This is a genomic window from Streptomyces sp. NK15101 (assembly GCF_020400725.1).
Classification (GTDB): domain Bacteria; phylum Actinomycetota; class Actinomycetes; order Streptomycetales; family Streptomycetaceae; genus Streptomyces.
Genome location: NZ_JAINVG010000109.1, coordinates 1 through 21,678, shown reverse-complemented (window position 1 = coordinate 21,678; position 21,678 = coordinate 1). Strand labels below are relative to the sequence as shown.

Sequence of the window (21,678 nt, the reverse complement as noted above, 5' to 3'; positions counted from 1 at the left end):
GGGTGCCCTCGACGACCGCGGAGGTCTGGAGCGCGGCGGAGCCGCTGGCGACGTCGGCCACGTAGTCGGCGGCGTACACCTTGTGGCGCACCACGCGCGGAAGCGGCTCGGTGACGAGGACGAAGCCCCTGCGGGGCAGTACGGGCAGGTGGACGCCGGCGAGTTCGGCGAGGGCGCCGCCCCAGGTTCCGGCGGCGTTGACCACGTACGGGGCGTGGATCTCGCCGGTGGCGGTCCGTACGCCGCGGATCTCTCCGGCGCCGCCGGTGAGGAGGCCGGTGACCTCCTCACCCAGGCGCAGCCGGATCCGTTCGACGTCCGTGCGCAGCAGCTGGGCCGCGGCGTGGGCGGGCATCACCTGGGCGTCCTGCGGGTAGTGGAAGCCGCCCGCCAGGGTGGGCGCGAGGTGGGGCTCCAGGTCGTGGAGCCGGTCCGCGGGGACCTCCTGGACGGTGACGCCCGCCCCCTCCTGGCCGGCCGCGAACGCGCGCAGGGCGCGCATCCCGGGCTCGTCCGAGGCGACGACGAGGCCGCCCTTGGCCTCGTACTCGACCCGGGGCGGGAGCCGTTCGGCCAGCTCCCGCCACAGCGCGGTGGAGATCAGGGCGAGTTCGAGCTCGGGACCCGGTTCCTTGTCGGAGACCAGGAGGTTTCCCTCGCCGGCTCCCGTCGTGCCGCCGGCGACGGGTCCGCGGTCGACGACGGTGACGGAGAGGCCGGCTCGGGCGGCGTAGTGGGCACAGGCCGCGCCGACGACGCCGGCGCCGACGACGATGACATCCGAGGTGGTTCTCGTGGGCACGGCAGTAATATTTCACATGGCACTGGAGTTGCCAAGACCCGCGGGAAGCTTCTCAGTCGCCTCGCCCCCCGCCTCCGGCACGGAGGGAGCGGCCCTCCGGTCTTGACAACCGCCCACGCCCCTCGCCCTCATGTTCCTGACAGAAGGGGGACCACCACGGGGGACGATCAGCGCATGACCAAGCCCGAAAGCGCGGGACACGAGTACGACGTCGTCATCAGCGGCGCGAGCCTCGCCGACAGCGCGGCGGCGATCCTGCTCGCCCGGCGCGGCGCCCGCGTCGCACTCCTGGAACGCCGCTCGGACCCCCGGTCGTACAAGACGCTGTGCACCCACTCCCTCACGGCCAACGCCACCCCCGTACTGGAGGAACTCGGCCTGCTCCCCGCCCTGGAGGAGGCGGGCGCCGTCCGCAACGAGGCCCGCTGGTACACCCGCTGGGGCTGGATCGAGCCGAGGGCCGCTCCGGGCCCCGAGCTGCCGTACGGCTGCAACGTCCGCCGCAGCACCCTCGACCCGCTGATCGGGTCCCGCGCGGCCGAGACCCCCGGCGTCGACCTCCTCCTCGGCCATCAGGTGAAGGGGCTGCTCCAGGAGGCCGGACGGACCGCCGGGGTGCGCGCCTCGGCTTCCGGGGGCGAGCGCGAGATCCGGGCCCGCCTGGTGGTCGGCGCCGACGGCAAGGACTCGGCGGTGGCCAGGCCGGCCGGGGTCCCCACCCGGCGGCACGAGAACGCGCGCTTCGGCTATCTCGCGCACTTCCGAGGCCTTCCGCTGCGCGACGGGATCAGCCACGCCTGGTTCCCGGTGCCCGACACGGCCTACGCGTTCCCGAACGACGACGGCGTGACGGTCGTCGCGGTGCTCCCGGACAAGAAGCGGCTTCCGGACTTCCGGAGGGACCTGGAGGGCAGCTTCCTCGACGTCGTCCGCTCCCCGCCCGACGCGCCGCCCGTCGACTCCGCCGAACGCGTCACGAAGATCACCGGCACGGTCGACCACCCGCTGCACACCCGCAGGCCGACGGCCCCGGGGCTCGCCCTCGTCGGCGACGCCGCCCTGACCGGCGACCCCCTGTGGGGAGTGGGGTGCGGGTGGGCCCCGCAGTCCGCGCAGTGGCTGGCGGAGGCGGTCGGCCCGGCCGTGGCCGGACGGGCCGACCTCGACCGGTCCCTCGCGGCGTACGCGCGCCGGCACCGGCGCCGGCTGGGCGGCCACCGGTACCTGGCCGCCGACTTCGCCAAGGGCCGCCCCTTCAATCCCATGGAGCGGCTGCTGTTCTCGGCGGCGGCACGGGACGCCTCCCTGGCACGGCACATGCACCTGTTCGCGTCCCGCCTGATCGGCCCGCTGCGTTTCCTGAACCCCGTGGCCGTGGGGCGGGCCGCGGCCGTCAACATCAGGCACCGCGGGACGGCCGGCCGGACCGCTCCCCGTCGCCCACCGGGTCATGAGCCCCCGCGGGCCGCGCGGTACAGGGCACCGGCGACGGCGAGGTCCTCCCAGGCCATGCCCACGCTCTTGAAGAACCGTGGACGCCCGGAGGGGACACGGCCGTTCACCAGATCGGCGAGGGTGCCCGCGATGTGGTCCTCGCCGATCGCCCCCTCGGCCACCGGGACGAGCAGGTCCCCCGCCTCGCGGAGCGCCGCCGCGCGCGCCTCGACGTACACCTCGGCGCGGGTCACGAGCGCGGTGTCGGTCTCCCGGGCCGTCGGCTCGTGCGAACCGACGGCGACGACGGTGGCGCCCGGAGCCACCCGGGCACCGTCGAAGAGGGGTTCCCTGGCCGTGGTGCAGCAGACGACGAGGTCGGCCCCGTCCACGTCGTCGGGTGTGCCGGCGCGGGCGGGCACGTCGAGCGACCGCGCGTATCCGGCGAGGGCGCGCGCCCCGATCGGGTCGCGCCCGACGACGACGGCCTCGGCGAGCTCGCGCGCCGCGAGGACGGCCTCCAGGTGGCCGTACGCCTGGGGTCCGGTACCGAAGAGGACGAGGCGCAGCGGCCGGTCGCCCGGTGTCAGACGGCGCACGGCGAGCGCGGAGACGGCCGGGGTGCGCAGCTCCGTGAGGGCCGCGCCGTCGAGGAGGGCGAGGGGGCGGAGGTCCGCCCCGTCGAGGAGCAGGTAGGAGCCGGTGATCCGGGGCAGGCCCAGGGCCGGGTTGCCGGGGGCCACGCCCGCGATCTTCACGCCTGCGTACGCGCCGGAGGCGGCGGGCATGAGCAGGAGCTCACCGGCCGGGACGGGGACGGCGGTGCGGAGCGGGGCGGTCTCGGGGTCGAATCCGGCGCGCAGGACCCCGGCGAGGACGTCGGCGGTCGCCGCCGGGGTCAGGAGGCGGGTCATGGCCGGGGCGTCGATCAGGAGCAGGTCGGCCATGGCGGTCGGGGCGGTCGTGGCCGTCATGAGGGTCGGGGCCGTGACGGCGGGCGTGGCGGGCGTGGCGGGCGTGGCGGGCGTGGCGGGCGTGGCGGGCGTGGCGGGCGTGGCGGGCGTGGCGGTCACAGGAGGAATCCCGTGCCCAGATCGTCGTGGGGGTCGAGGACGAAGGTGTGGGTGCCGGTGCGGTGGGTGGCTCCGGTGACCTCGGTGACGCCCCCGGCCAGCAGCCGGCCGGTGAAGACGGTGCCGGCCACGGACTCGTGCGTGAGGACGTCCCCGGGGCCGAGGCGCCCGTCCTCGCCGAGCAGTGCGAGTCGGGCGGAGGTGCCCGATCCGCAGGGTGAGCGGTCGATCTGCCCGTCGGCGAAGACGGTGACGTTGCGCTGGTGCGGCCCGTCGGGGGTGTCGGGCAGTTCCTCGTAGAGGATGACGCCGTACACGTCGTGCTCGGGGAGCGCGGCGCGGATCTCCCGTCCGGCCCGGACGAGCGCGGGCAGGGAGGCCCGGGTGGCGTCGAGGCCGAGGGCGCGCGCGGGAAGCGTGGCGTAGCGGGCGCCGGAGTCGGCGAGGTCGACCTCGACGGTGCCGGACGCGGTGGTCACCGGGACCTTGCGGGCGAGGACGCGTGTCGGGACGTTGCGGAAGGTGACGCCGGTGGTGCGGCCGCCCGCCCGGTGCACGGTCGCGGTGACGCGTCCGGAGGGCACGTCGACGCGTACGGGGACGTCGCCGTCGCCGGGTGCCGGGACGCGTCCGGTGTCGACGGCCCAGGCGCCGAGGGCCATCGTGCCGTGGCCACAGGCGGTGGAGTAGCCGTCCTTGTGCCAGAACAGGACGCCGAAGTGGGCGCCGTCGTCGTCGGGCGGGACGACGAATCCGCCGTACATGCCGGAGTGCCCGCGCGGTTCCCGCACCAGCAGGCGGCGCAGTCCGTCGAGCGGGCCGGACCGGAGGGCGAGGGCACGGCGCTCGGCGACGGTGTCGCCGGGGATCGGGGGCAGGTCCTCGTGGACGATCCTGAAGGGCTCGCCCGCGGTGTGGTAGTCGGTGGTGCGGACCGGGTGCGGGGTGGTGCTCACGGAGTGCGGCCTCCAGAGGGGGTCGTGGTGCCGGGCCGGCCCTCCCCCGTGGAAGGACCGGCCCGGACGGTGGGGTGCGGTCAGCTGCGGAGGGGGCCCTCGCAGCTGTAGCTCGACGTGCCCGCGACCTTGCTGGACCAGATGTCGATCGGTCCGAAGCTGCAGTTCATGTCGGCCAGGTTGTTCGAGGCGGCGCCTGCTCGGTCGAGGATGAAGTAGTCGACGGTCTCCGACATGTCCTTGAAGTTCCGGTCCTCGCTGGTCCAGTCGGACAGGTTGGCGGTGATCCGCCCGGTGCAGAGGAAGCGGCGCTTTCCGGGCTCGCCCTTCTCCACGCAGTCGGGGGTGCTGTACGTGGCGGCGGCGAAGGACGACTTCACCGACGCGAGGTCGGCGTCGCGGAGTTGGGCGTTGGGCGTGTACGTGGTGTTCGGGACGTACAGCTGGTCGACCTTGGCGATCTGCGCGTCGAGGAAGCGGTCGTAGTCGCGCTGGAGGTTCGCGTCGGAGCCGAGCCGGTCGCGCCAGGCGTCGTACGCCGCCACGTCGTTCGCCCGCAGGTGGGTGTACATCTCGCGGAGCAGGGAGGGCTTCTCGGTCCAGAGGAACTCGAAGAACGTCCCCGCGTAGTTGTAGAAGCGGAAGCCGTCGCCGTCGTAGGTGGCGTTGAGGATCTGGCGCAGGTTCATCCGGGGGCCGCCGCCGGCGGTGTCGTTGATGACGCCCCGGACGAGTGACTTGCGGACGGCGATGCCGTTGTCGCGGGTGGCTCCGTCGAAGAACTCGGCCGTGCCCTCGTCCATGGCGGTGGTGCGGTCGCCCTGGTACCAGGGGCCCTCGCCGAAGAAGCCGGGGACGGCCCAGCGGCCGTTGAGGTAGTGGGTGTACTCGTGGCGGAAGAGCTCTTCCAGCGTCAGCGAGGAGTCCTGCGGGACGCGCCGCTGGTACGTGTAGAAGGTGGCGCCGCGCTCGATGTAGATGCCGCCGTTGTTGGTGCCCATGCCGGTGAGGATGGGGTGGTAGTTCTCGTAGTCCGCCCGGGAGGCGTAGAGGACGACGTTCAGACTGGTGTTGGGGTCGCCGGCGAGCGGCTGCTCGGTGCCGAGGACGCGGTGGTACTGCGCCTTGACCTGCTTGCTCGCGTAGTAGAGCTGGTCGACGGTGGCCCGGTCGAGGGCGGTGCGGACCTTGATGGCGCCGTTGTCGTAGGTGTACGTGTAGGGGAAGAGCTGCTTCTCGATGTCCTCCTTGCACACGCCGTACGGCTTGCAGGCCTCGTAGAAGTTGAGCCAGGAGACGACCTTCGCCCACTGCTCGCTGCCGCGGCCGAAGGTGTCGACGACGGTGGTGAGGACGGCTCCGAGGTCGGCGACGACACCGTCCCTGAGGCCGTCGATCTGACCGAAGCGGCCGTACTCGCCGAGGGCGTCGCGGGCGACCCAGGCGTTGACGGTTCCCTTCAGGTGGCCGTAGCCCGCGAAGGCCTTGAAGGTCGCGCGGTAGGCCGGGTCGGCGGCGACGGCCGCGCGGAAGGCGCTGTCCTGGTTGCCCGGGTAGACGCCGAGGTAGTTGACGGAGAGGCCGGCGAGCGCGGCGCCCGCCCACGCCGGGTCGGGGTTCGTCGCGGGGTGCGAGGGGTCCATGGTGGCCAGGACCCGCTTGACGAGGCCGAGTTGGTGCTGGCGGAGGCCGGGCGCGCTCGCCGCGTAGAGCGCTTCGCGGAGGGTGTTCGCGTTGCTCTTGGTGACGTCGAAGGTGTGCGCGGCGGCGCCGAAGTCGGCGACGGCCCGGCGGATCGCGTCAACCGTGGGCGCGTCGGTGGTGTCGATCTCGTCGCGCGAGTAGTCGTGGTACGCGACGGCGTGCAGGTACGTGAACATCTCCTCCAGGTGGGAGGAGTTCCGTCCGTCGTGCGAGGCGGACAGGCTCGATATGCGGCGGGCGACGGCCTGGACGTGGGCGTCGGACATCACCGGCGCGAGCCGGGCGTCCCAGGTCCATATGAGGCCGCGGAGACAGCCGTCGGCGGTGACCGCCGGGTCGGCGAGGAAGTCGGCGAACCGCTCCGGGGCGAGGCCGGTGATCCCGTCGAGGGTGCAGGGGACGCCGGCGGCGGTGGTGCCGGGGATGGCCGCGGCGAAGGACCGCGCGGTGGCGGCGGCCGGCGCCCGGCCGGGAACGCGGCCCGTGGCGTGGCCGCCGGGGGCGGGCGCGGGCCCGTAGCTGACGCGCGGGGCGGAGGCCAGGTGCTCGACCTCGTCGAAGGGGTTGGCTCCCGGCTGCGCCCGCGGGGCCGGCGCGCCGAACGCGGGGGCCGGGGCGGGCCGGTCGTCCGGGGCCGCCGCGGAGACACCGGCCTGGCCGGCGGAGGCGAGGAGGGTGACCGTGACGGCGGAGGCGAGCAGGGAAGAGCGCACACGTCTGTGGAGAGACAACAGGACTCCTGCTGGTGAGGGGGGTTGGTCCGGAGATGCGTGGGCGAACTGGTCTGGTTCGCACGGCGTATGACGGACGTTCATCGAACCGTGTGCGCTGTAACATAGTAATGTGAAATTGCACTGACAAGCCTTATGGCGACATCAGTTCCCCGACGCGGCGGACAGGCTGCCCCGAAAAGGGATCGATCCGCCCCAGGAGCCGCAGGATTCGACCCTTGGTTCACCGGCACCGATCCCCGACGCGCGTCGTCGGCACCGCCCGCCCGCGGGCGATGCGCCGACCACTTGAGTCCCCGTCACCCTTCGACACCCGAGCGAGGTCCGGCGAGCGCCGACCGCGCACAACCAGGTCTCCTCGGTGCCGGGCGACCGACGCCCGCAGCACGCCTCGCCGAATGGCCGACGCAGAGGTCTATAGTGCTAGGCAACTAGATAAATGGAGGAACCGGTGATTGAGTTCCACCTGAACAGCCGGTCCGGCCTGTCCCCGTATCAGCAGCTGGTCCAGCAGGTGCGGCACGCGCTGCGCCTGGGCCTGCTGAGCGAGGGGGACCGGCTGCCGACCGTCAAAGACGTGGCGAAGCAGATGGCGGTCAACCCGAACACGGTGCTCAAGGCATACCGGGAGCTGGAGTACGACGGCCTGGTGGCCGCCCGTCCCGGCGTCGGGACGTTCGTGACCCGGACGCTGGCCGACGGCACGCTGGCCGCGCACGGACCGCTGCGCAAGGACCTGAAGCGCTGGCTGACCAAGGCCCGCCTAGCCGGGCTCGACGACGAGAGCATCGAGGCGCTGTTCATGAGCACGTTTCGTGACGCCGCCGGAGAGGACGTGGCATGAGCGCTGTCTTGCGGGCCCGCGGCCTGGGCAAGAGGTACAAGCGGCGCTGGGCGCTGCAGAACTGCGACCTGGACGTCCCCGCCGGCCGGGTGGTCGGCCTGGTCGGCCCCAACGGCGCCGGCAAGTCGACTCTGTTGAAACTGGCCTCGGGCATGCTGACCCCGACGGCCGGCACCATCGAGGTGTGCGGCGGTCGTCCCGCCGAGGGTGTGGAACAGCTGGCCAAGGTCGGCTTCGTCGCCCAGGACACCCCGACCTACGCCACGCTGAGCGTCGCCGACCACCTCGACTTCGGCAAGCGCCTCAACACGAACTGGGACGACGCCGTGGCGCGCGACCGGATCCGCCGCCTCGGCCTGGACCCGAAGCAGCGGGCCGGCAGCCTGTCCGGCGGCCAGCGCGCGCAGCTCGCCCTCACCCTGGGCATCGCCAAGCGCCCGGAGCTGCTCATCCTGGACGAGCCGGTCGCGGCCCTGGACCCGCTCGCCCGACGGGAGTTCATGCAGGACCTGATGGAGGCCGTCGCCGAGCACGAGCTGAGCGTCGTGCTCTCCTCCCACCTGGTCTCCGACGTGGAGCGGACCTGCGACTACGTCGTCGTCCTGGTCGACTCCCGGGTGCAGGTGGCCGGCGACATCGACGACCTGGTCGCGTGCCACCACCGGCTCACCGGCCCGCGCCGGGACCCGGGCACGATCCCGGCCGGCCAGCACGTCATCACCGCCAGCCACACCGAACGGCAGACCACTCTCCTGGTGCGCACCGACACCGCGGTCCGCGACCCGTCCTGGACCGTCAGCCCGCTCGGTCTGGAAGACATCGTCATGGCCTACATGACCCGGCCCGCCGATGCGGCGCGTGACACCCGGCCCGCACTGGAGGTAATCCGATGATCTGGCTGACCTGGCGCCAGTTCCGCACCCAGGCCGCCGTGCTGTTCGCCGCGGTGGCCGCCCTCGCCGCCACCCTGGCGGTCACCGGCCCGCAGCTGGCCGACCTCTACCGGACGGCCGGCAGCGGTCTGGTGGACCAGGTCTCCGGCTCGGACCGGACCCTCTACTACACCGGACTGCTGGCCGTGCTCGCCGTGCCGGCGGTCATCGGAATGTTCTGGGGCGCACCGCTGGTCTCCCGCGAACTGGAGACCGGCACCCACTACCTCGCGTGGAACCAGGGCGTCACCCGCACCCGCTGGCTGGCGACCAAGCTGGCCCTCGGCGCGGCGGCCTCCATGGCCGCCGCCGGACTGACCAGCCTCGCGGTGAGCTGGTGGAGCAGCCCCATCGACCGGGCCGTCGACGGCGGCGGCGCGACGGACACGTACTTCCCGCGACTCGACCCCGTGGCCTTCGCCGCACGGGGTGTCGTCCCCATGGCCCATGCCGCCTTCGCCTTCGTGCTGGGTGTCGCCCTCGGCCTGGTCGTCCGCCGCACCCTGCCCGCGATGGTCACCACGTTCGCCCTCTACGCCGCCGTCCAGATCGCCGTGCCGACGTGGATCCGGTCCCACCTGGCCGCCGCGGACCGGACCACCCTGCCGATCGGGCCCGACGGCGCCCCCATCAGCATCCAGGACGGCGCCGAGCAGATCGTCGCGCACCTGGAGGAAGTGCCCGGGTCCTGGGTCGTCTCCCAACAGACGCTGGACGCCGCGGGCCGGCCGGCCCCCGTGCCGTCGTCCTTCGCCGACTGCCTGCGCACCGAGTCGGGCCCGCCCACCCCGCAGCAGTTCGACGGCTGCCTCGCCGACCTCGGCGCCCAGGGCTACACACAGCGGGTGACCTACCAGCCCGCCGGTAATTTCTGGACCCTTCAATGGGCCGAGACGGGGCTCCACCTCGGCCTCGCCCTGGCTCTGACCGGGTTCTGCGCCTGGTGGATCCGCCGCCGGGCGACCTGACGGACGCCAGTCCCACGACGGGGGTGACCGTGAGGGGCAGCCGGGTCCCGGCTGCCCCTCACTGCGCCGGCAGGACCCTTCCGTTCGGAATCGGTCTCGTCGGCCCCAATCGCCACCGGGCCCGGTCGCCGTCCGCCTGCCCCAGGGCCACCCAGGGGGCCTCGGGGGCCGACGAAGCCGTGCAGGAGGCTGTTCATCCGCCCCCTCAGCCCTCACCATGCTCCTGACTACTCGTGCGTAACTCGTCTTGGAGGAAAGCGTGTCGAGACTCCGTGGCCGGATCGCCGTTCCGCTGCTCGCCGTCGTCGCGGCCCTGTCCCTGCCGACGGCGCCCGTCCGGGCCGAGACGCCCGCGCTCGGCTCCTCCCCCCGCACCCCCGTCGTGTTCGTCCACGGGTACAACGCGGATCCCGGCGTATGGGGCGGACTGCGCGCGGACTTCAAGGCCGACGGGTACACCGACGCCGAGCTGTTCTCCTTCGGCTACGACACGCACCGGTCCGTGAACGAGGTCCTCTCCGGCGAACTCTCCGCGTACGTCGAGGGCGTCAAGCGGCAGACCGGGGCCGCCCGGGTCGATCTCGTCGCCCACTCCTTCGGCAGCCTCGTCACCCGCTGGTACGTGAAGTTCGACGCCGCCGGCCGGTCCTCAGTCGCCCACTGGGCCTCCCTCGCCGGCCCCAACCACGGGACCGGCACGGCGTGGGCGTGCGCGCTGTGGGACCAGGCCTGCCGCGACATGACGCCGGGCTCCTACGTCCAGAAGAAGCTCGCGGAGGGCGACGAGACGCCCGGGGCCGTGCGCTACGCCACCTGGTGGTCGAACTGCGACGAGGTCGTCAACCCCGACAGCAGCGTGCCGCTGGCCGGTGCCGTGAACAACGGCGCCGGCTGCCTCGACCACAACGCACTGCTCGGCGACGACGCGGTCTCCCAGGGGGTCCGCGCCTTCCTCCGCTCCTAGGCCCTGTCGCGTGACGGCGTCGGACGGAACGTGCCCCCGTACATGGGAAGTTCGATCCGGTCGCCGTAGCGGGCGAGCTGGGCCCAGGGCCGGTTGATGCCGGCGGAGCCGTACGTACGGACGCGGGTGACGGCATCGAGGTCGAGGACGTCGACGAGGACCTCCTCGCCGGTGCCCGCCTGCTGGCGGACCGTTCCCTCCGGGTCGACGATGACGCTGGCGCCGACGCCCGCCGGGTCGGCCGCGTTGACGTTGACGACGTACACCTGGTTGGTCCAGGCGTTGGCCCGGGCGCAGACCAGTTCCATCTCGCGGTCGCGAGTGGTGGTCAGCGTCGGCTGGATGACGAGCTCGGCGCCCAGCCAGGCCAGCTGGCGCGCGGTCTCCGGGAACGAGCCGTCGTAGCAGATGGCGAGCCCCGCGCGGCCGATGCCGGGCAGGTCGAAGACGACGAACTCGCTGCCGGGCCGCGTCTGCTCGTACGGCTGCCAGGGGAAGACCTTGCGGTAGCGGGCGGCGATCTCGCCCTCGGGGGAGACGGCGAGGGCGGTGTTGTAGACGTGGCCGTCGTCGCCCTGCTCGTAGACGCTGCCCGGCACCAGCCAGAGGCCGGTCTCGCGGGCCAGGGCGCAGAGCCGGTCCGTCAGCGGTCCGGGGACCGGTGTGGCGGCCTCCCGCATCCACTCCGGGCGGGACCGGAGCAGTGGCGCCTCCGCGGAGAGCAGCAGTTCCGGGACGACGAGGAGCTGGACGTGCGGGAAGGTGGCGCGTACCGCGCGGACCTGGTCGGCGAACCGCTCCCAACTGGCTTTCGGATCGTGGGCGACGGGGGTGGTCTGGAGGGCGGCGACGGCGAGGGTGCGCATGGGTGTCAGTTCTCCGTGACGGACAGGGTGGCGACGGCCGTGCGGCCGTCCTGGAAGAAACGGCGGTGACGGACGCGGACGAGGAGCATCACGAGGCCTCCGAGGACGATCGAGCCGACGCCGAGGAGGAAGACCCCGCCGACTCCGCCGACGGACGTGGAGCCGTAGCCGGGGTCGGCCATGTCGTAGGCGCTGCGGACGAACGCCGCCAGCATCATCAGTCCGCCGGCCGCCGGGAGGACGCCCTTGACCAGCAGGTCGCGCGGGGAGTCGCGCAGCCGCCGGCGGAAGTACCAGACGCAGGCGAAGCCGGTGACGCCGTAGTAGAAGGCGATCAGGAGGCCGATGGACAGGATGGCGTCGCCGAGGAAGTCGGCGGAGACCAGGGTGAGCAGGACCAGGGCGACGGCCGCGACGGCTCCGCAGAACACCGTCCCGAAGGCGGGGGTGCGGAAGCGCGGGTGCATGCGGCCGAAGGCGGCGGGCAGGGCGCCGTGCGCGCTCATCGAGAGCGTGCTCCGGGGACTGGAGCCCGCGCAGGTCAGCAGGGCGCCGACGGCCGAGACGGCGATGGCGAGCGTGACGACCCGGCTCGCGGTGCCGCCGAGCACGGTGGGTGCGAGGCGGGTGAGGATGTCGGCGGTGTTCTCCTCGTTGCCGAGCCCGAGGCCCCCGGTGCCGGTCCCGGCGAAGGAGATCGCGGCGAACGCGGTGAAGAGGTAGGTGACGAGCAGGATCAGGGTCGAGGCGACCGCGGCCCTGCCGGGGGTGCGGTCACTGTCGACGGTCTCCTCGTTGAAGGTGATCAGGGCGTCCCAGCCCCAGTAGATGAAGAGACAGAGGAGCACCGCCTCGGCGAAGGAGCCGAAGTCGTCGAAGGCGAAGGGAGAGACCCAGCCCAGGGACGGGCCTGCGGCGCCGTCCCGGGCGAAGGCGGCGATGCCGAAGGCGAGCATCGCGAGGAGCTGCAGGCCGAGCATCGCGTACTGCACGTGGGCGGCGAGCTGGATGCCCCGGTAGGCGACGGCGACCACCAGGGCGAGCAGGGCCACGGCGAGGGCGGTCACGGCGAAGGTGCTGCCGGCCGCCGCGTCGAGCCCCAGGAAGGCGAGGATCGCGGAGGCGCCGACCCGGGCGAGCGCGGTCATCGCGAGGACGGTCGCGACCAGGACCGTCCAGCCGCCCGCCACCCAGCCGACGGCCGGACCGAACGCCCGCGTGTTCCACACGAAGGTCGTGCCGCAGTCCGGCATCCGCCGGTTCAGCTCCCGGAAGGCGAAGGCCGTGAGGAGGATCGGCACGAAGCCGAGGAGCAGGGCGGCGGGGGCCAGGTCGCCGACCACGAGGGTCACCAGGCCCAGGGTGACCGCGATGCTGTACGCGGGGGCGACGGAGGCGAGCCCGAGGGCGATCGTGGCGAGCAGGCCGACGGAGCCGCCCCGCAGGCCCTTCCCGCCGGGCGGTGCCGCGGGGGGCGGGGTGTCGGATGCGCCGGTCATGAGGGCCTCCTGGGGAAAGCGTACGGGCTGGCCTTATTCGTTAAACAGCGATTTAAGGAATCCGGCGCAGTGCGGTCAAGACCTCGCGCTGTATCTTTTGGTCTCGATTCAGTTCACGAGGCGGTGGAGGAACCCGGTGGCGCGGAACAAGGATCAGGAGGCCCGGCGCGCCCAGCTGGGCGAGGCAGCGGCACGCGCCCTGCTCAGCCGGGGACTCGAAGGGCTCCGGCTGAAGGACGTCGCCGCCGAGGCCGGGGTCACGCCGGCGGCGGTCCTGTACTACTACGAGGACCTCGACGCCCTCATGTACGAGACCTTCCAGCAGGCCATCGAACGGTTCTGCCGGGAACGCGAGACGGCAGCGGAGCGGGAGGCGGACGCACGGGGGAGGCTGCGCAGCTGCATCGCGTCCGGAGTGGCGTCGGGCCCCCAGGACCGGCTGCCCCGGCTGCTCTTCGAATACTGGCCCCGCGCCCTGCGCGACCCCAAGGCCGCCGCCCTCGACAGCGTCCTGACCGAGCGCCAGATCGGCGTCTACCAAGGGATCCTGGTGCTCGGCGAGGCCCAGGGCCACTTCACCCTGACGGACCCGGCCCGCCTGATCGCCGCCAACTTCGTGGCGATGGAGGACGGCTACCAGATGGACGTGCTCGCCGGCCGTCGCTCACCCCGGGAAGTGATCACCGCCCTGCACTCCTACGCCCGCGCCGCGACGGGCTACCTTCCGGGCGCGCCCTAGGACCGGAGGAAGCGTGCCCGCGGCCGTCCCGACGCGGAGCGGGCGGCGGCGAGCAGTTCCTCCCTGTCGAGGATCTTCACGCGGGGGCGTCCCTGGCGCCGCCCCGCCGCGCGTTCGCCGTCGTCGATCGCCCGCCAGCCGTCGAGGCCCACGGCCTCCGGGTGCCCGCCGGACGCCGGCTCCCCGCCGGCGGGGGCGGTGAGCAGGCCTGCCTCCAGGTCGTCGAGGAGGGCGGAGACGGTCTCCTGGGCGCAGGACTTGTTGGTGCCGATGAACCCGTTGGGGCCGCGCTTGATCCAGCCGGCCACGTACACGCCGGGCCGGACCCTGCCCCTCTCGTGGGGCACCGTGCCGGTCGTCTCGTCGAACGGGAGGCCGGGGACGGGCCGGGCGCGGTAGCCGATCGCGCGCAGGACGAGCGAGGCCTCGACGGTCTCCACGGCCCCGTCCGTCTCGACGGTCAGACCGGTCACCCGGTCCTCGCCGAGGATCCGGACCGGGCGGGTCCGGAAGCGCAGGACGATGCGGCGCCGTCCCGGCACGGGGGTCCGGGCGGCCAGCTCGGCGAGCACCCCGGTCTTGGGCGTGGCGTCCGGGGGCACGTCGGCCGGCCAGCCCTGGACGAGGATGTCGACTCCGTCGAGCGCCGCGAGGCCGAGCAGTTCCGGCAGGGTGAACGCGGCCTCGGCCGGTCCGCGGCGCCCGAGCACGACGACCTCGCGGACGCGGCTCGTCCGCAGCGCGGCGAGCGCCCGGTCGGAGATGTCGGTGCGGGACAGGGTGTCGGGGTCGGCGGTGAGGATGCGGGCCACGTCCAGGGCCACGTTGCCGTTGCCGATGACGACGGCCCGTTCGCCGTCCAGGGCGTAGGGGGTGGTGCTGTGGTCGGGGTGGCCGTTGTACCAGGCGACGAAGTCGGTGGCTGAGGCGCTGCCGGGCAGGTCCTCGCCCTCGATGCCGAGCCGCCGGTCGCCGGCCGCGCCGACGGCGTAGACGACGGCGTGGTGGTCGCGGACCAGGTCCTCGTGGTGCAGGTCGCGGCCGATCTCGGTGTTGAGCCGGTACGAGAAGCCGGGCTGGCTCTCGACGGCCCGGAACAGCCGGGCGACCCGCTTGGTGTCCTGGTGGTCGGGCGCCACTCCCGCGCGGGCGAGCCCGTACGGGGTGGGCAGCCGGTCGTGGACGGTGACGGTCACGCCCGGGTACCGGAGCAGCTCGTCGGCGGCGAACAGTCCGGCCGGACCGGCGCCGACGACGGCGACCCGCAACTCGGCCGCGGTGGTGCGGCGTTGCGGGGGCACGACGGCCATCGGCGCGCGGTCCTCGTGCGGATGGGCCTCGTAGTAGGCCCGGTTGAGTTCGAGGAAGGGCAACTCCGCCTCGGTGAGCCGGGTGTGCGGCTTGAGCGCGTCCACCGGACAGGCCGTCGTGCAGGCGCCGCAGTCGACGCAGGTGCGGGGGTCGACGTACAGCATCTCGGTCCGCCCGAAGCCCGGTTCACCGGGGGCGGGGTGGATGCAGTTGACCGGGCAGGCCAGGACGCAGGAGGCGTCGGCGCAGCACGACCGGGTGACGACGTACGGCATGGGGAAGGGTTCTCCGTTCACGTGACCGGTGGGGAGGCGGGCGCCTGTTCACCGGCTCCGTCAGGCGGCGTGCGGGGCGGGCTCGCCGCGGTGGCGGGACGGGCGGCCGTCGATGCGCAGCGCCTTCCACACGCGCCGGGAGGCCCTGTTCATCAGGCCGATGTCCTCGGCGAGCATCCGGACGTCGGAGAAGAGGTCGCGGAGCATCTTCTCGCCGTCGGGCGACTTCCAGAAGATGTCCTTGATCACCCAGTGGGGCACGCCTATCGTCTCGGCGGTCTTCCGGTCGGGGACCATGATGACGTCGCCGAGCACCCGCATGATCACCGGGAAGGCCACCGAGAGCGCGCCCCGGCGTGCCCTGCCGTAGCCGGGGACCTTGACGCGCAGGAACTCGTGGGCGAAGGAGATGTGCCGGGCCTCCTCGGCCACGTGGATCTGCATGAGCCGGCGCATCAGCGGGTGGATGTCCTCGCCGCCGCGCAGGATCGCCTTCTGGAGGTGGTCGATGGGTTCCTCCCCGGCGAGGACGCCGGTGAAGAAGGACTCGGGGATCAGCGAGCCGGCCAGGGGCAGGAAGCGGCTGAGCACGCGGAAGGAGCGTCGTCCGCCGGGCACGTCGGCGCCCGCCCGGTTCACGAACTCCTGGAACATCTGGGTGTGGTGGCACTCCTCCGTGACCTCGTGGGTGAGGTAGCGGAACTCCGGGTTCTGGTTGCGCAGCGCGAAGAGGTAGTCCATCACCCCGCGGATGAGGACGTTCTCGAACTGCATGCCGACCTTGACGATGTTGGCGTACCGCCACAGTCCGATGCGCGTGCGGACCTCCAGCGGCTGCTCCTGGTACCAGGGGTGGCCGCCCAGGGGGTCCGCCGCGGGGAGCACCCAGCGGGGGTCCGTCGGGTCGATGGCGAAGTCGGGGTGGTCCCAGTCGATGTCGGTGAACGCGTCGAAGTGGATGTGCACCGAGGCCTCGGACAGGGTCCTTAGCCTCTCGTGGTAGCTCTGCACGCTGGTCATCGTCGTCCTCGGTCTCTCGCGGTCGGGTGTCCGGAGGCGCTTTTCTGAGGGGCTCTTCGAGGGCTCTCGGGGTGCTTCCCCGTTCGAGGCGCTTCCCTGATGGATCTTCAGGGGCGTCAGGCCGCGGGGGTCCGGTCCCGTCGCTCGGCGGGGCGCCCGTCGGGGGCCGCGCGGTCGAAGCGGAGCGCGGGGTCCTCGATCGGGGACCCCCGCAGCGCGCGGCGGTCGCGGTAGTAGTCGTTCCGGATCCGCCACGGGTCGCGGGTGCCCTGGCGGGGCATGATCGCGTCGCCGCGGGCGATGTAGCCGGAGGTCAGCGACTCGCCCATGACGGAGACGGAGGAACGGTCGGCCTCGGTGGCGACGGGGGTGACGGCGGTGAGGCCGTGGCGGTCCATGTGGGCGACGAGCCGGCTGATGTAGGCGGAGGCGAGGTCGGCCTTGAGCGTCCAGGAGGCGTTGGTGTAGCCGATGATCATCGCCAGGTTGGGGACGCCGTCCAGCATCACGCCCTTGTAGAGCAGGTGGTCGCGGGTGACGACGGGCCTTCCGTCGACGGCGAGCTCCATGCCGCCGGCGAGCTGCATGCGCAGGCCGGTGGCCGTGACGACGATGTCGGCGGGGATCTCCTCGCCGGACCCGACCTTGACGCCGGTCTCGGTGAACGTCTCGATGTGGTCGGTGACGACGGACGCCCGGCCGTTCCTGAGCGTCGTGAAGAGGTCGCCGCCGGGCACGACGCACAGCCGCTGGTCCCAGGGCTTGTACGACGGGGTGAAGTGGCGCATGTCGACGCCCTTGCCGAGCCGCGCCCGTACGGCGCCGAGGAGCACCTTGCGCATGAGGCGGGGGGCCTTGCGGCACAGGGCGTACAGGGCGCGCTGCATCGCGATGTTGCGGGCGCGCCCGACCCGGTGGACGAGCGCGGCGGGGACGCGCAGCCGTCGGAGGAGGGCGGAGAGGGGGTCGTCCCCGGGGAGCGCCAGGACGTACGTGGGCGAGCGCTGGACCATGGTGACGTGGGCGGCTTCGGGGGCCATGGCCGGGACGAGGGTGATGGCGGTGGCGCCGCTGCCGATGACGACGACGCGCTTGCCCGTGTGGTCGAGGTCCTCGGGCCAGTGCTGCGGGTGCACGAGGGTGCCGCGGAAGCGTTCCTCGCCGGGGAACTCGGGGCGGTGGCCGGCGTCGTAGTCGTAGTAGCCGGTGGCGCCGACGAGGAAGCGGGCGGTGAGCAGGCGGGTCTCGCCGGTGGCCTCGTCGAGGGTCTCGACGGTCCAGCGGCCTTCGGCGGTCGACCAGTCCGCCCGGATCGCCCTGCGGCCGAAGCGGATGTGGTCGGTGACGCCGTGCTCCTCGGCGGTGGCCCGGATGTAGCGGCGGATGTCCGGGCCGGCGGCGAGGACCTTGGTGCCGTGCCAGGGGCGGAAGCCGTAGCCGAAGGTGTACATGTCCGAGTCCGAGCGGATGCCGGGGTAGCGGAACAGGTCCCAGGTGCCGCCGATGCCGGCGCGCCGCTCGATGATCGCGTACGTGGTTCCGGGATTCCCTGCGAGCAGGTGGCAGGCGGCACTGATGCCGGACAGCCCCGCCCCGATGATCAGCACGTCGACGTGCCGGTTCTCCATGTCCGTCCCCTCCGCCGCCGGTCCTGCCGGTGGGCATTCTTCCTCAGGTCCCGGAATTTACCTGTGTCACCGCGTCCAGGATACCGGCGGTAACGTGACCTGCGCCACCCCTGGGACCCGTCGTCGGACTCCCGCCGCCGCGGGGCGGGCGGGAGTCCGCGGCAAGGCCCGGCCGCCCGGCCCCCGGCCCCTCCGCCGGGTACGATCCACGCCGTGGCCGAGGACAGACACACACGCAGCGACGGACGCCCCGACGGCCGCGACACCCGCTGGACCGGTCACCGCGCCGAACGCCGGGACCAGGTCCTCACCGCGGCCCTCGCCGTCATCGGCCGCGAGGGAACGACGGTCAGCGTGGCGGCGATCGGCGCCGAGGCCGGCATGCCCCGCTCCGTCGTCTACCGGATCTTCCGCAGCCGCGAGGACCTCGACGAGCAGATCCGCGCGCGCATCACCGACGACCTGATGACCGCCCTGTCCCCCGCCCTCGACCCCAAGGGCACGATCCGGGAGGCGATCGAGCTCGCCGCGGCCACCTACGTGGGCTGGGTGGCGCTCCACCCCCACCTCCACCGCTTCCTCGGCACCGGCTCGCCCGGGCGGCCCGCCACCGGCTCGCGCGCGGTCGCCGGGACCCGCACCGCCGTCGCCCTCCACCTCGCCCGGCTCCTGGACACGTACGCCGAGCGGTTCCTCGACGGCGGGAAGGCGCCCAAGGGGTTCAACCTCAACCTGGCGTTCGGCATGGTCGGCCTGGTGGACGGCGTGGTGAACCAGTGGGCCGCCCACCCCGAGTCGAGGAGCTCCCTCGACGACCTGACCCACTTCCTCAGCGACGCCCTCTGGGGCCTGCTCGCGGGTGCCACCCCGCGCCTGGGCGTCAAGCTCGACCCCGACCAGCCGATCGGGCCGGTCCCGGAGCCGGGCGGCCCGTACGGGACGGCGGACGACGACCGCTGACCCCGCCGCTCTCCCCGCCGCCCTCCCCGGCTCACGGCCCTTGGCCGGGGGCCGGTGCGCATCTACGATGCCGGTGATCGACGCCGCCGTACGAATCGGCCGCATGCGGGGGGACGAAGCATGAACCAGTACGACGTGCCCGTCGGGCCCGCGGCCGTGCGCGGACCGCGCTACCGCTTCCGGAACCCCGCCGGGCCCGCCCTCGTCGTCCAGTGCCTGATAGCCACGTCGGCCCTCGCCGAGGCGTACGTCATCCTCACCGGCCCCGACGCCCCCTGGCTGGAGGACGGGAGCGCCGCGCTCGGATTCCTCCAGATCGCCTGCTGGATCTCGTTCCTGGTCTGGTTCCACCGCGCCCGCTGCAACGCCGAGGTGCTCGCGCCGGGCACCCACAAGTACGCTCCGGGCTTCGCCCTCGGCGCCTGGATCATCCCGCTCGCCATGTGGTGGCTGCCCCGGCGCATCACCCTGGACGTCCGGCGCGCCGGCGGCCCGCCCCGCGACACCTGGCTGATCAACGCCTGGTGGTTCGTCTGGCTCGCCGACGGCCCCCTCTCGGTCGCGGTCCACCTGCTGGTGCTCCACCAGACCGAGTACCACAACCCGGTGGACCACGCCATCGGCATCCTGGACTCGATCCTGGCGATCGCCGTGATCCGCCGCGTGACCGCCGGCCAGCCGGCCGGCCCCCTGCCGTACTTCAACATGACCTGAACACCGCCCGGCCGCCGTCGAGGGCGGCACGCCGTGCCCGGCCTGCTCGCTCGCCAACGCTCCGGGCCGTCACTTCTGCCGCTTCTGCGCGACGCCCGTGGTCCCGGGCCGGCTCTCCACGGCCGAGGGCCCGTACGCCGGCCGGCGGCCCGGGCTCGCCCGCGACCGCAGCCGTGTGCCGGCCCGCCTCCTGATCGCCGCGGCGGTCGTGGCGGTGGTGGCCGGTGGCGTCTTCGGCGGCCCGCCGGCCGCCCGCGCGGTCCAGGACCGTTTCGCGACCCGCGTCCCGGTGCACCCGGTCGCCCGGCCGGCCTCGCGCTCCACGCCGAAGCAGGGCCCTGAGCCGGCGGGCGACGGCTGCTCCAACACCCGGTGGGGCACGGGGGACGCGGGCGATTCGGCGGGCCAGTACCCGGAGGCGCGTTTCGCCGGGCCGACCGATCTGCTCAGCGTCCTCACCACGCCCGGCAGTTCGAAGAACACGACCCGGGCGGACGGACAGGCCGCCCCGCGGACCTTCGATCTCGTGGTCAAGGACGCCGCGGGCGAGCTCCACGTCTCGCACCACCGCGTCGACGACGGCGGCGCCCAGCGGGTCGACCTGCGCGTCCGGGACGCCCCGTCGGTCCAGCTGGTCCTGCGCACGGCCTGGCGCGCCGCCCCCCGCAGGCAGGTGGCGGTCGCGGAGCTGGAGTTCTTCGGCAGGTCCGTCTCCTGAGCGGGGCCCCGAACACGGACGAGTGCCGTCGGCGCGGGTCGCGGCGACGGCACTCGTCGGCGGGAGGGTCAGGGGCAGCTGATGCGGGTGTCACCCGCGTCGGTGGTGCAGGTGTCGCTGCCGGGACCGCCGTTGGCGATGTCGTTGCCGGAGATCCCGTCGGTGGTGGTGAGGCGGTCGTTGCCGTAGTAGCCGGTCAGGGTGTCGTTGCCCGGGCCGCCGTTCATGGTGTCGTCGCCGAAGCCGCCGTCGAGGCCGTCGTTGCCGTAGTCGCCGTAGACGGTGTCGTTGCCGGAGTTCGCGCGGATGGTGTCGTTGCCGCCGAGGCCGCAGATGACGTCGCTGCCGGAGCCGCCGTTCAGGGTGTCCGCGCCGCTGGTGCCGATGATGGTGCAGCCGCGGGCGTTGTTCACCGCGGTGGTCGCGGTGGCCGTGTTGCCGGTGGTCACCGGGTCCGGCTGGGTGGCGCCGACGGCCGCCGTGTCGGTGAGGGTGCCGGTGGCCCGGGGTTCGGCCGTCACCGTGACCGTCGCGCTCGTGCCGGGGGCGAGGGAGCCGAGGGCGCAGTCGGCCGCCGTGGCGGTGGTCGTGCAGGTGCCCTGCGAGGGGGCAGCCGAAATGAGGGTCGCCCCCGTGCCGGAGAGCGTGTCCGTGAGCCTGACGCCGGTCGCCGTCGCGGTGGAGGAAGCGGCGTTGGTGACGGTCACGGTGTACGTGGCGCGGCCGCCGATGCTCACGGCGGTCGTGCCGGACTTCGTCACCGACAGGTCGGCGTACGGCGGGGTCGTGCCGTCGCCTCCCTGGTAGCGGGCGAGGGCGAAGGCGTAGCCCGCCCCGTATCCGGCCGCGACGATCTTGCCGTCGGGCTGGACGAGCACCCCGCGGGCCTCGTCGAAGTCGTTGAAGTCGGTGACCACGAAGCCGTCGCCGCCGAAGCCGGTGTCGACGGTGCCGTTCGGCTGGAAGCGGACCAGGCCGAAGTCGTCGGCCGCGGAGCTGCCGGGGTCGTCGGCCCGGCCGGCGAGCACGATCTTGCCGTTCTGCTGGAGCGCCATGGCGTTCGCGAAGCCGCCGTCGCCCGGGAAGGCGACCGAGGTGCGTCCGGCGGTGCCGAAGGCGGTGTCGGGGCTGCCGTCGGCGTTGTAGCGGAGCAGGGCGTAACCGGCGCCGCCGGCGCCCGCGGCGAGGATCTTGCCGTCGGACTGCACCGCGGCGGCGTTGCCGAACTCGGTGCCGCCGAAGTCGGCGGTGACCATGCCGTCGCCGCTGAAGGTGGTGTCGAGGGTGCCGTTGCCGTTGTAGCGGACCACGCCGATGTCGAAGGCGGTGCTGCCCACGTAGCCGACGGAGACGATCTTGCCGTCCGGCTGGAGGGCCATGCTCCGGGCGATGCCGCCGGCGTCCTGGGGCGAGGTGGGCGTGAAGCCGGCGACGACGGTGCCGTCGCCGCCGAGGCTCGGGTCGAGGTTCCCGGCGGTGTCGAGACGTACGAGCGCGAAGCCGCTGCCACCGGGCTTGCCGGCGGCGATGATCCGGCCGT

The 21,678-nt window shown here is 73.2% G+C and carries 18 protein-coding genes and 1 pseudogene; 9 read left to right on the top strand and 10 right to left on the bottom strand.

Going from position 1 to position 21,678, the window contains the following annotated elements; translation table 11 throughout:
* A partial coding sequence (locus tag K7G60_RS34675) for an FAD-binding oxidoreductase (protein ID WP_225804935.1) occupies positions 1 to 802 on the bottom strand: 802 nt, incomplete at its 3' end.
* 174 nt (positions 803 to 976) lie between these two features.
* On the opposite strand from K7G60_RS34675, the pseudogene K7G60_RS34670 reads away from it, so the two are divergent.
* Positions 977 to 1,987, top strand: a pseudogene (locus K7G60_RS34670) (NAD(P)/FAD-dependent oxidoreductase); the annotation flags it as partial.
* A 263-nt stretch (positions 1,988 to 2,250) separates the two neighbouring features.
* Here K7G60_RS34670 and K7G60_RS34665 read toward each other — a convergent pair.
* The 3 genes from K7G60_RS34665 to K7G60_RS34655 form a co-directional block, all read right to left on the bottom strand.
* Positions 2,251 to 3,183 carry an ornithine cyclodeaminase family protein gene (locus tag K7G60_RS34665; RefSeq protein ID WP_225804936.1) on the bottom strand — a complete coding sequence of 311 codons (933 nt, stop codon included), beginning with the start codon at positions 3,181 to 3,183 and terminating at the stop codon, positions 2,251 to 2,253.
* Between the two features lie 122 nt (positions 3,184 to 3,305).
* Positions 3,306 to 4,265, bottom strand: coding sequence for a proline racemase family protein (locus K7G60_RS34660; protein ID WP_225804934.1), 960 nt, complete (start codon positions 4,263 to 4,265; stop codon positions 3,306 to 3,308).
* An 80-nt stretch (positions 4,266 to 4,345) separates the two neighbouring features.
* A complete protein-coding gene (locus K7G60_RS34655; RefSeq protein WP_225804933.1) occupies positions 4,346 to 6,700 on the bottom strand; it encodes a collagenase in 2,355 nt (784 codons plus the stop codon).
* A gap of 439 nt (positions 6,701 to 7,139) precedes the next feature.
* Between K7G60_RS34655 and K7G60_RS34650 the strand changes: the two genes are divergently transcribed.
* From K7G60_RS34650 to K7G60_RS34635, 4 genes are all read left to right on the top strand, one after another.
* Positions 7,140 to 7,544 carry a GntR family transcriptional regulator gene (locus tag K7G60_RS34650; RefSeq protein WP_225804932.1) on the top strand — a complete coding sequence of 135 codons (405 nt, stop codon included), beginning with the start codon at positions 7,140 to 7,142 and terminating at the stop codon, positions 7,542 to 7,544.
* Positions 7,541 to 8,437 carry an ABC transporter ATP-binding protein gene (locus K7G60_RS34645; protein ID WP_225804931.1) on the top strand — a complete coding sequence of 299 codons (897 nt, stop codon included), beginning with the start codon at positions 7,541 to 7,543 and terminating at the stop codon, positions 8,435 to 8,437. Before K7G60_RS34650 ends, K7G60_RS34645 begins: the two co-directional genes overlap by 4 nt.
* Positions 8,434 to 9,444, top strand: coding sequence for a transporter (locus tag K7G60_RS34640; protein WP_225804930.1), 1,011 nt, complete (start codon positions 8,434 to 8,436; stop codon positions 9,442 to 9,444). The genes K7G60_RS34645 and K7G60_RS34640 overlap by 4 nt, the downstream gene beginning before the upstream one ends.
* 259 nt (positions 9,445 to 9,703) lie before the next feature.
* Entirely contained in the window at positions 9,704 to 10,408 is a 705-nt protein-coding gene (locus tag K7G60_RS34635; RefSeq protein WP_225804929.1) for a triacylglycerol lipase, read from the top strand.
* Here K7G60_RS34635 and K7G60_RS34630 read toward each other — a convergent pair.
* A complete protein-coding gene (locus K7G60_RS34630) occupies positions 10,405 to 11,274 on the bottom strand; it encodes a carbon-nitrogen hydrolase family protein (RefSeq protein WP_225804928.1) in 870 nt (289 codons plus the stop codon). The genes K7G60_RS34635 and K7G60_RS34630 overlap by 4 nt on opposite strands.
* A 5-nt stretch (positions 11,275 to 11,279) precedes the next feature.
* Positions 11,280 to 12,773, bottom strand: coding sequence for an APC family permease (locus K7G60_RS34625; RefSeq protein WP_225804927.1), 1,494 nt, complete (start codon positions 12,771 to 12,773; stop codon positions 11,280 to 11,282).
* Positions 12,774 to 12,909: 136 nt separating this feature from the next.
* On the opposite strand from K7G60_RS34625, the gene K7G60_RS34620 reads away from it, so the two are divergent.
* Positions 12,910 to 13,512: a TetR/AcrR family transcriptional regulator gene (locus tag K7G60_RS34620; protein WP_225804926.1), complete on the top strand. Its 603-nt coding sequence runs from the start codon at positions 12,910 to 12,912 to the stop codon at positions 13,510 to 13,512.
* On the opposite strand, the gene K7G60_RS34615 is transcribed toward K7G60_RS34620, so the two are convergent.
* The 3 genes from K7G60_RS34615 to K7G60_RS34605 all read right to left on the bottom strand — a co-directional run bounded on the left by K7G60_RS34615 (position 13,509) and on the right by K7G60_RS34605 (position 17,746).
* Positions 13,509 to 15,098, bottom strand: coding sequence for an FAD-dependent oxidoreductase (locus K7G60_RS34615; RefSeq protein ID WP_225804925.1), 1,590 nt, complete (start codon positions 15,096 to 15,098; stop codon positions 13,509 to 13,511). The two genes, K7G60_RS34620 and K7G60_RS34615, sit on opposite strands and share 4 nt — an antisense overlap.
* 60 nt (positions 15,099 to 15,158) lie before the next feature.
* Positions 15,159 to 16,118 (bottom strand): diiron oxygenase, encoded by a 960-nt coding sequence (locus tag K7G60_RS34610; protein ID WP_225804924.1) that lies wholly within the window; start codon positions 16,116 to 16,118, stop codon positions 15,159 to 15,161.
* A gap of 116 nt (positions 16,119 to 16,234) precedes the next feature.
* Complete coding sequence (locus K7G60_RS34605) at positions 16,235 to 17,746, bottom strand: NAD(P)/FAD-dependent oxidoreductase (RefSeq protein WP_225804923.1); 1,512 nt, start codon at positions 17,744 to 17,746, stop codon at positions 16,235 to 16,237.
* Positions 17,747 to 17,959: 213 nt separating this feature from the next.
* Here K7G60_RS34605 and K7G60_RS34600 point away from each other — a divergent pair, with 213 nt between their 5' ends.
* The 3 genes from K7G60_RS34600 (at position 17,960) to K7G60_RS34590 (ending at position 20,138) form a co-directional block, all read left to right on the top strand.
* The gene (locus K7G60_RS34600) at positions 17,960 to 18,706 is read left to right on the top strand and encodes a TetR/AcrR family transcriptional regulator (RefSeq protein ID WP_225804922.1); all 747 of its coding nucleotides are present in this window, start codon (positions 17,960 to 17,962) and stop codon (positions 18,704 to 18,706) included.
* 120 nt (positions 18,707 to 18,826) lie between these two features.
* Positions 18,827 to 19,420 carry a DUF4328 domain-containing protein gene (locus tag K7G60_RS34595; RefSeq protein ID WP_225804921.1) on the top strand — a complete coding sequence of 198 codons (594 nt, stop codon included), beginning with the start codon at positions 18,827 to 18,829 and terminating at the stop codon, positions 19,418 to 19,420.
* 97 nt (positions 19,421 to 19,517) lie between these two features.
* Positions 19,518 to 20,138: a hypothetical protein gene (locus K7G60_RS34590; protein WP_225804920.1), complete on the top strand. Its 621-nt coding sequence runs from the start codon at positions 19,518 to 19,520 to the stop codon at positions 20,136 to 20,138.
* A gap of 68 nt (positions 20,139 to 20,206) precedes the next feature.
* Here the strand turns inward: K7G60_RS34590 and K7G60_RS34585 are convergent.
* On the bottom strand, positions 20,207 to 21,678 hold a 1,472-nt coding region (locus K7G60_RS34585), incomplete at its 5' end, for a DUF11 domain-containing protein (protein ID WP_225804919.1).

What these genes read in the sequence shown, in the direction of transcription:
- K7G60_RS34640 (WP_225804930.1), top strand. Translation starts at nt 8,434, where the DNA reads ATGATCTGGCTGACCTGGCGCCAGTTCCGCACCCAGGCCGCCGTGCTG.
- K7G60_RS34605 (WP_225804923.1), bottom strand. Translation starts at nt 17,746, where the DNA reads ATGGAGAACCGGCACGTCGACGTGCTGATCATCGGGGCGGGGCTGTCC.
- K7G60_RS34595 (WP_225804921.1), top strand. Translation starts at nt 18,827, where the DNA reads ATGAACCAGTACGACGTGCCCGTCGGGCCCGCGGCCGTGCGCGGACCG.
- K7G60_RS34645 (WP_225804931.1), top strand. Translation starts at nt 7,541, where the DNA reads ATGAGCGCTGTCTTGCGGGCCCGCGGCCTGGGCAAGAGGTACAAGCGG.
- K7G60_RS34665 (WP_225804936.1), bottom strand. Translation starts at nt 3,183, where the DNA reads ATGGCCGACCTGCTCCTGATCGACGCCCCGGCCATGACCCGCCTCCTG.
- K7G60_RS34630 (WP_225804928.1), bottom strand. Translation starts at nt 11,274, where the DNA reads ATGCGCACCCTCGCCGTCGCCGCCCTCCAGACCACCCCCGTCGCCCAC.
- K7G60_RS34615 (WP_225804925.1), bottom strand. Translation starts at nt 15,098, where the DNA reads ATGCCGTACGTCGTCACCCGGTCGTGCTGCGCCGACGCCTCCTGCGTC.
- K7G60_RS34650 (WP_225804932.1), top strand. Translation starts at nt 7,140, where the DNA reads ATGGAGGAACCGGTGATTGAGTTCCACCTGAACAGCCGGTCCGGCCTG.
- K7G60_RS34625 (WP_225804927.1), bottom strand. Translation starts at nt 12,773, where the DNA reads ATGACCGGCGCATCCGACACCCCGCCCCCCGCGGCACCGCCCGGCGGG.
- K7G60_RS34610 (WP_225804924.1), bottom strand. Translation starts at nt 16,118, where the DNA reads ATGACCAGCGTGCAGAGCTACCACGAGAGGCTAAGGACCCTGTCCGAG.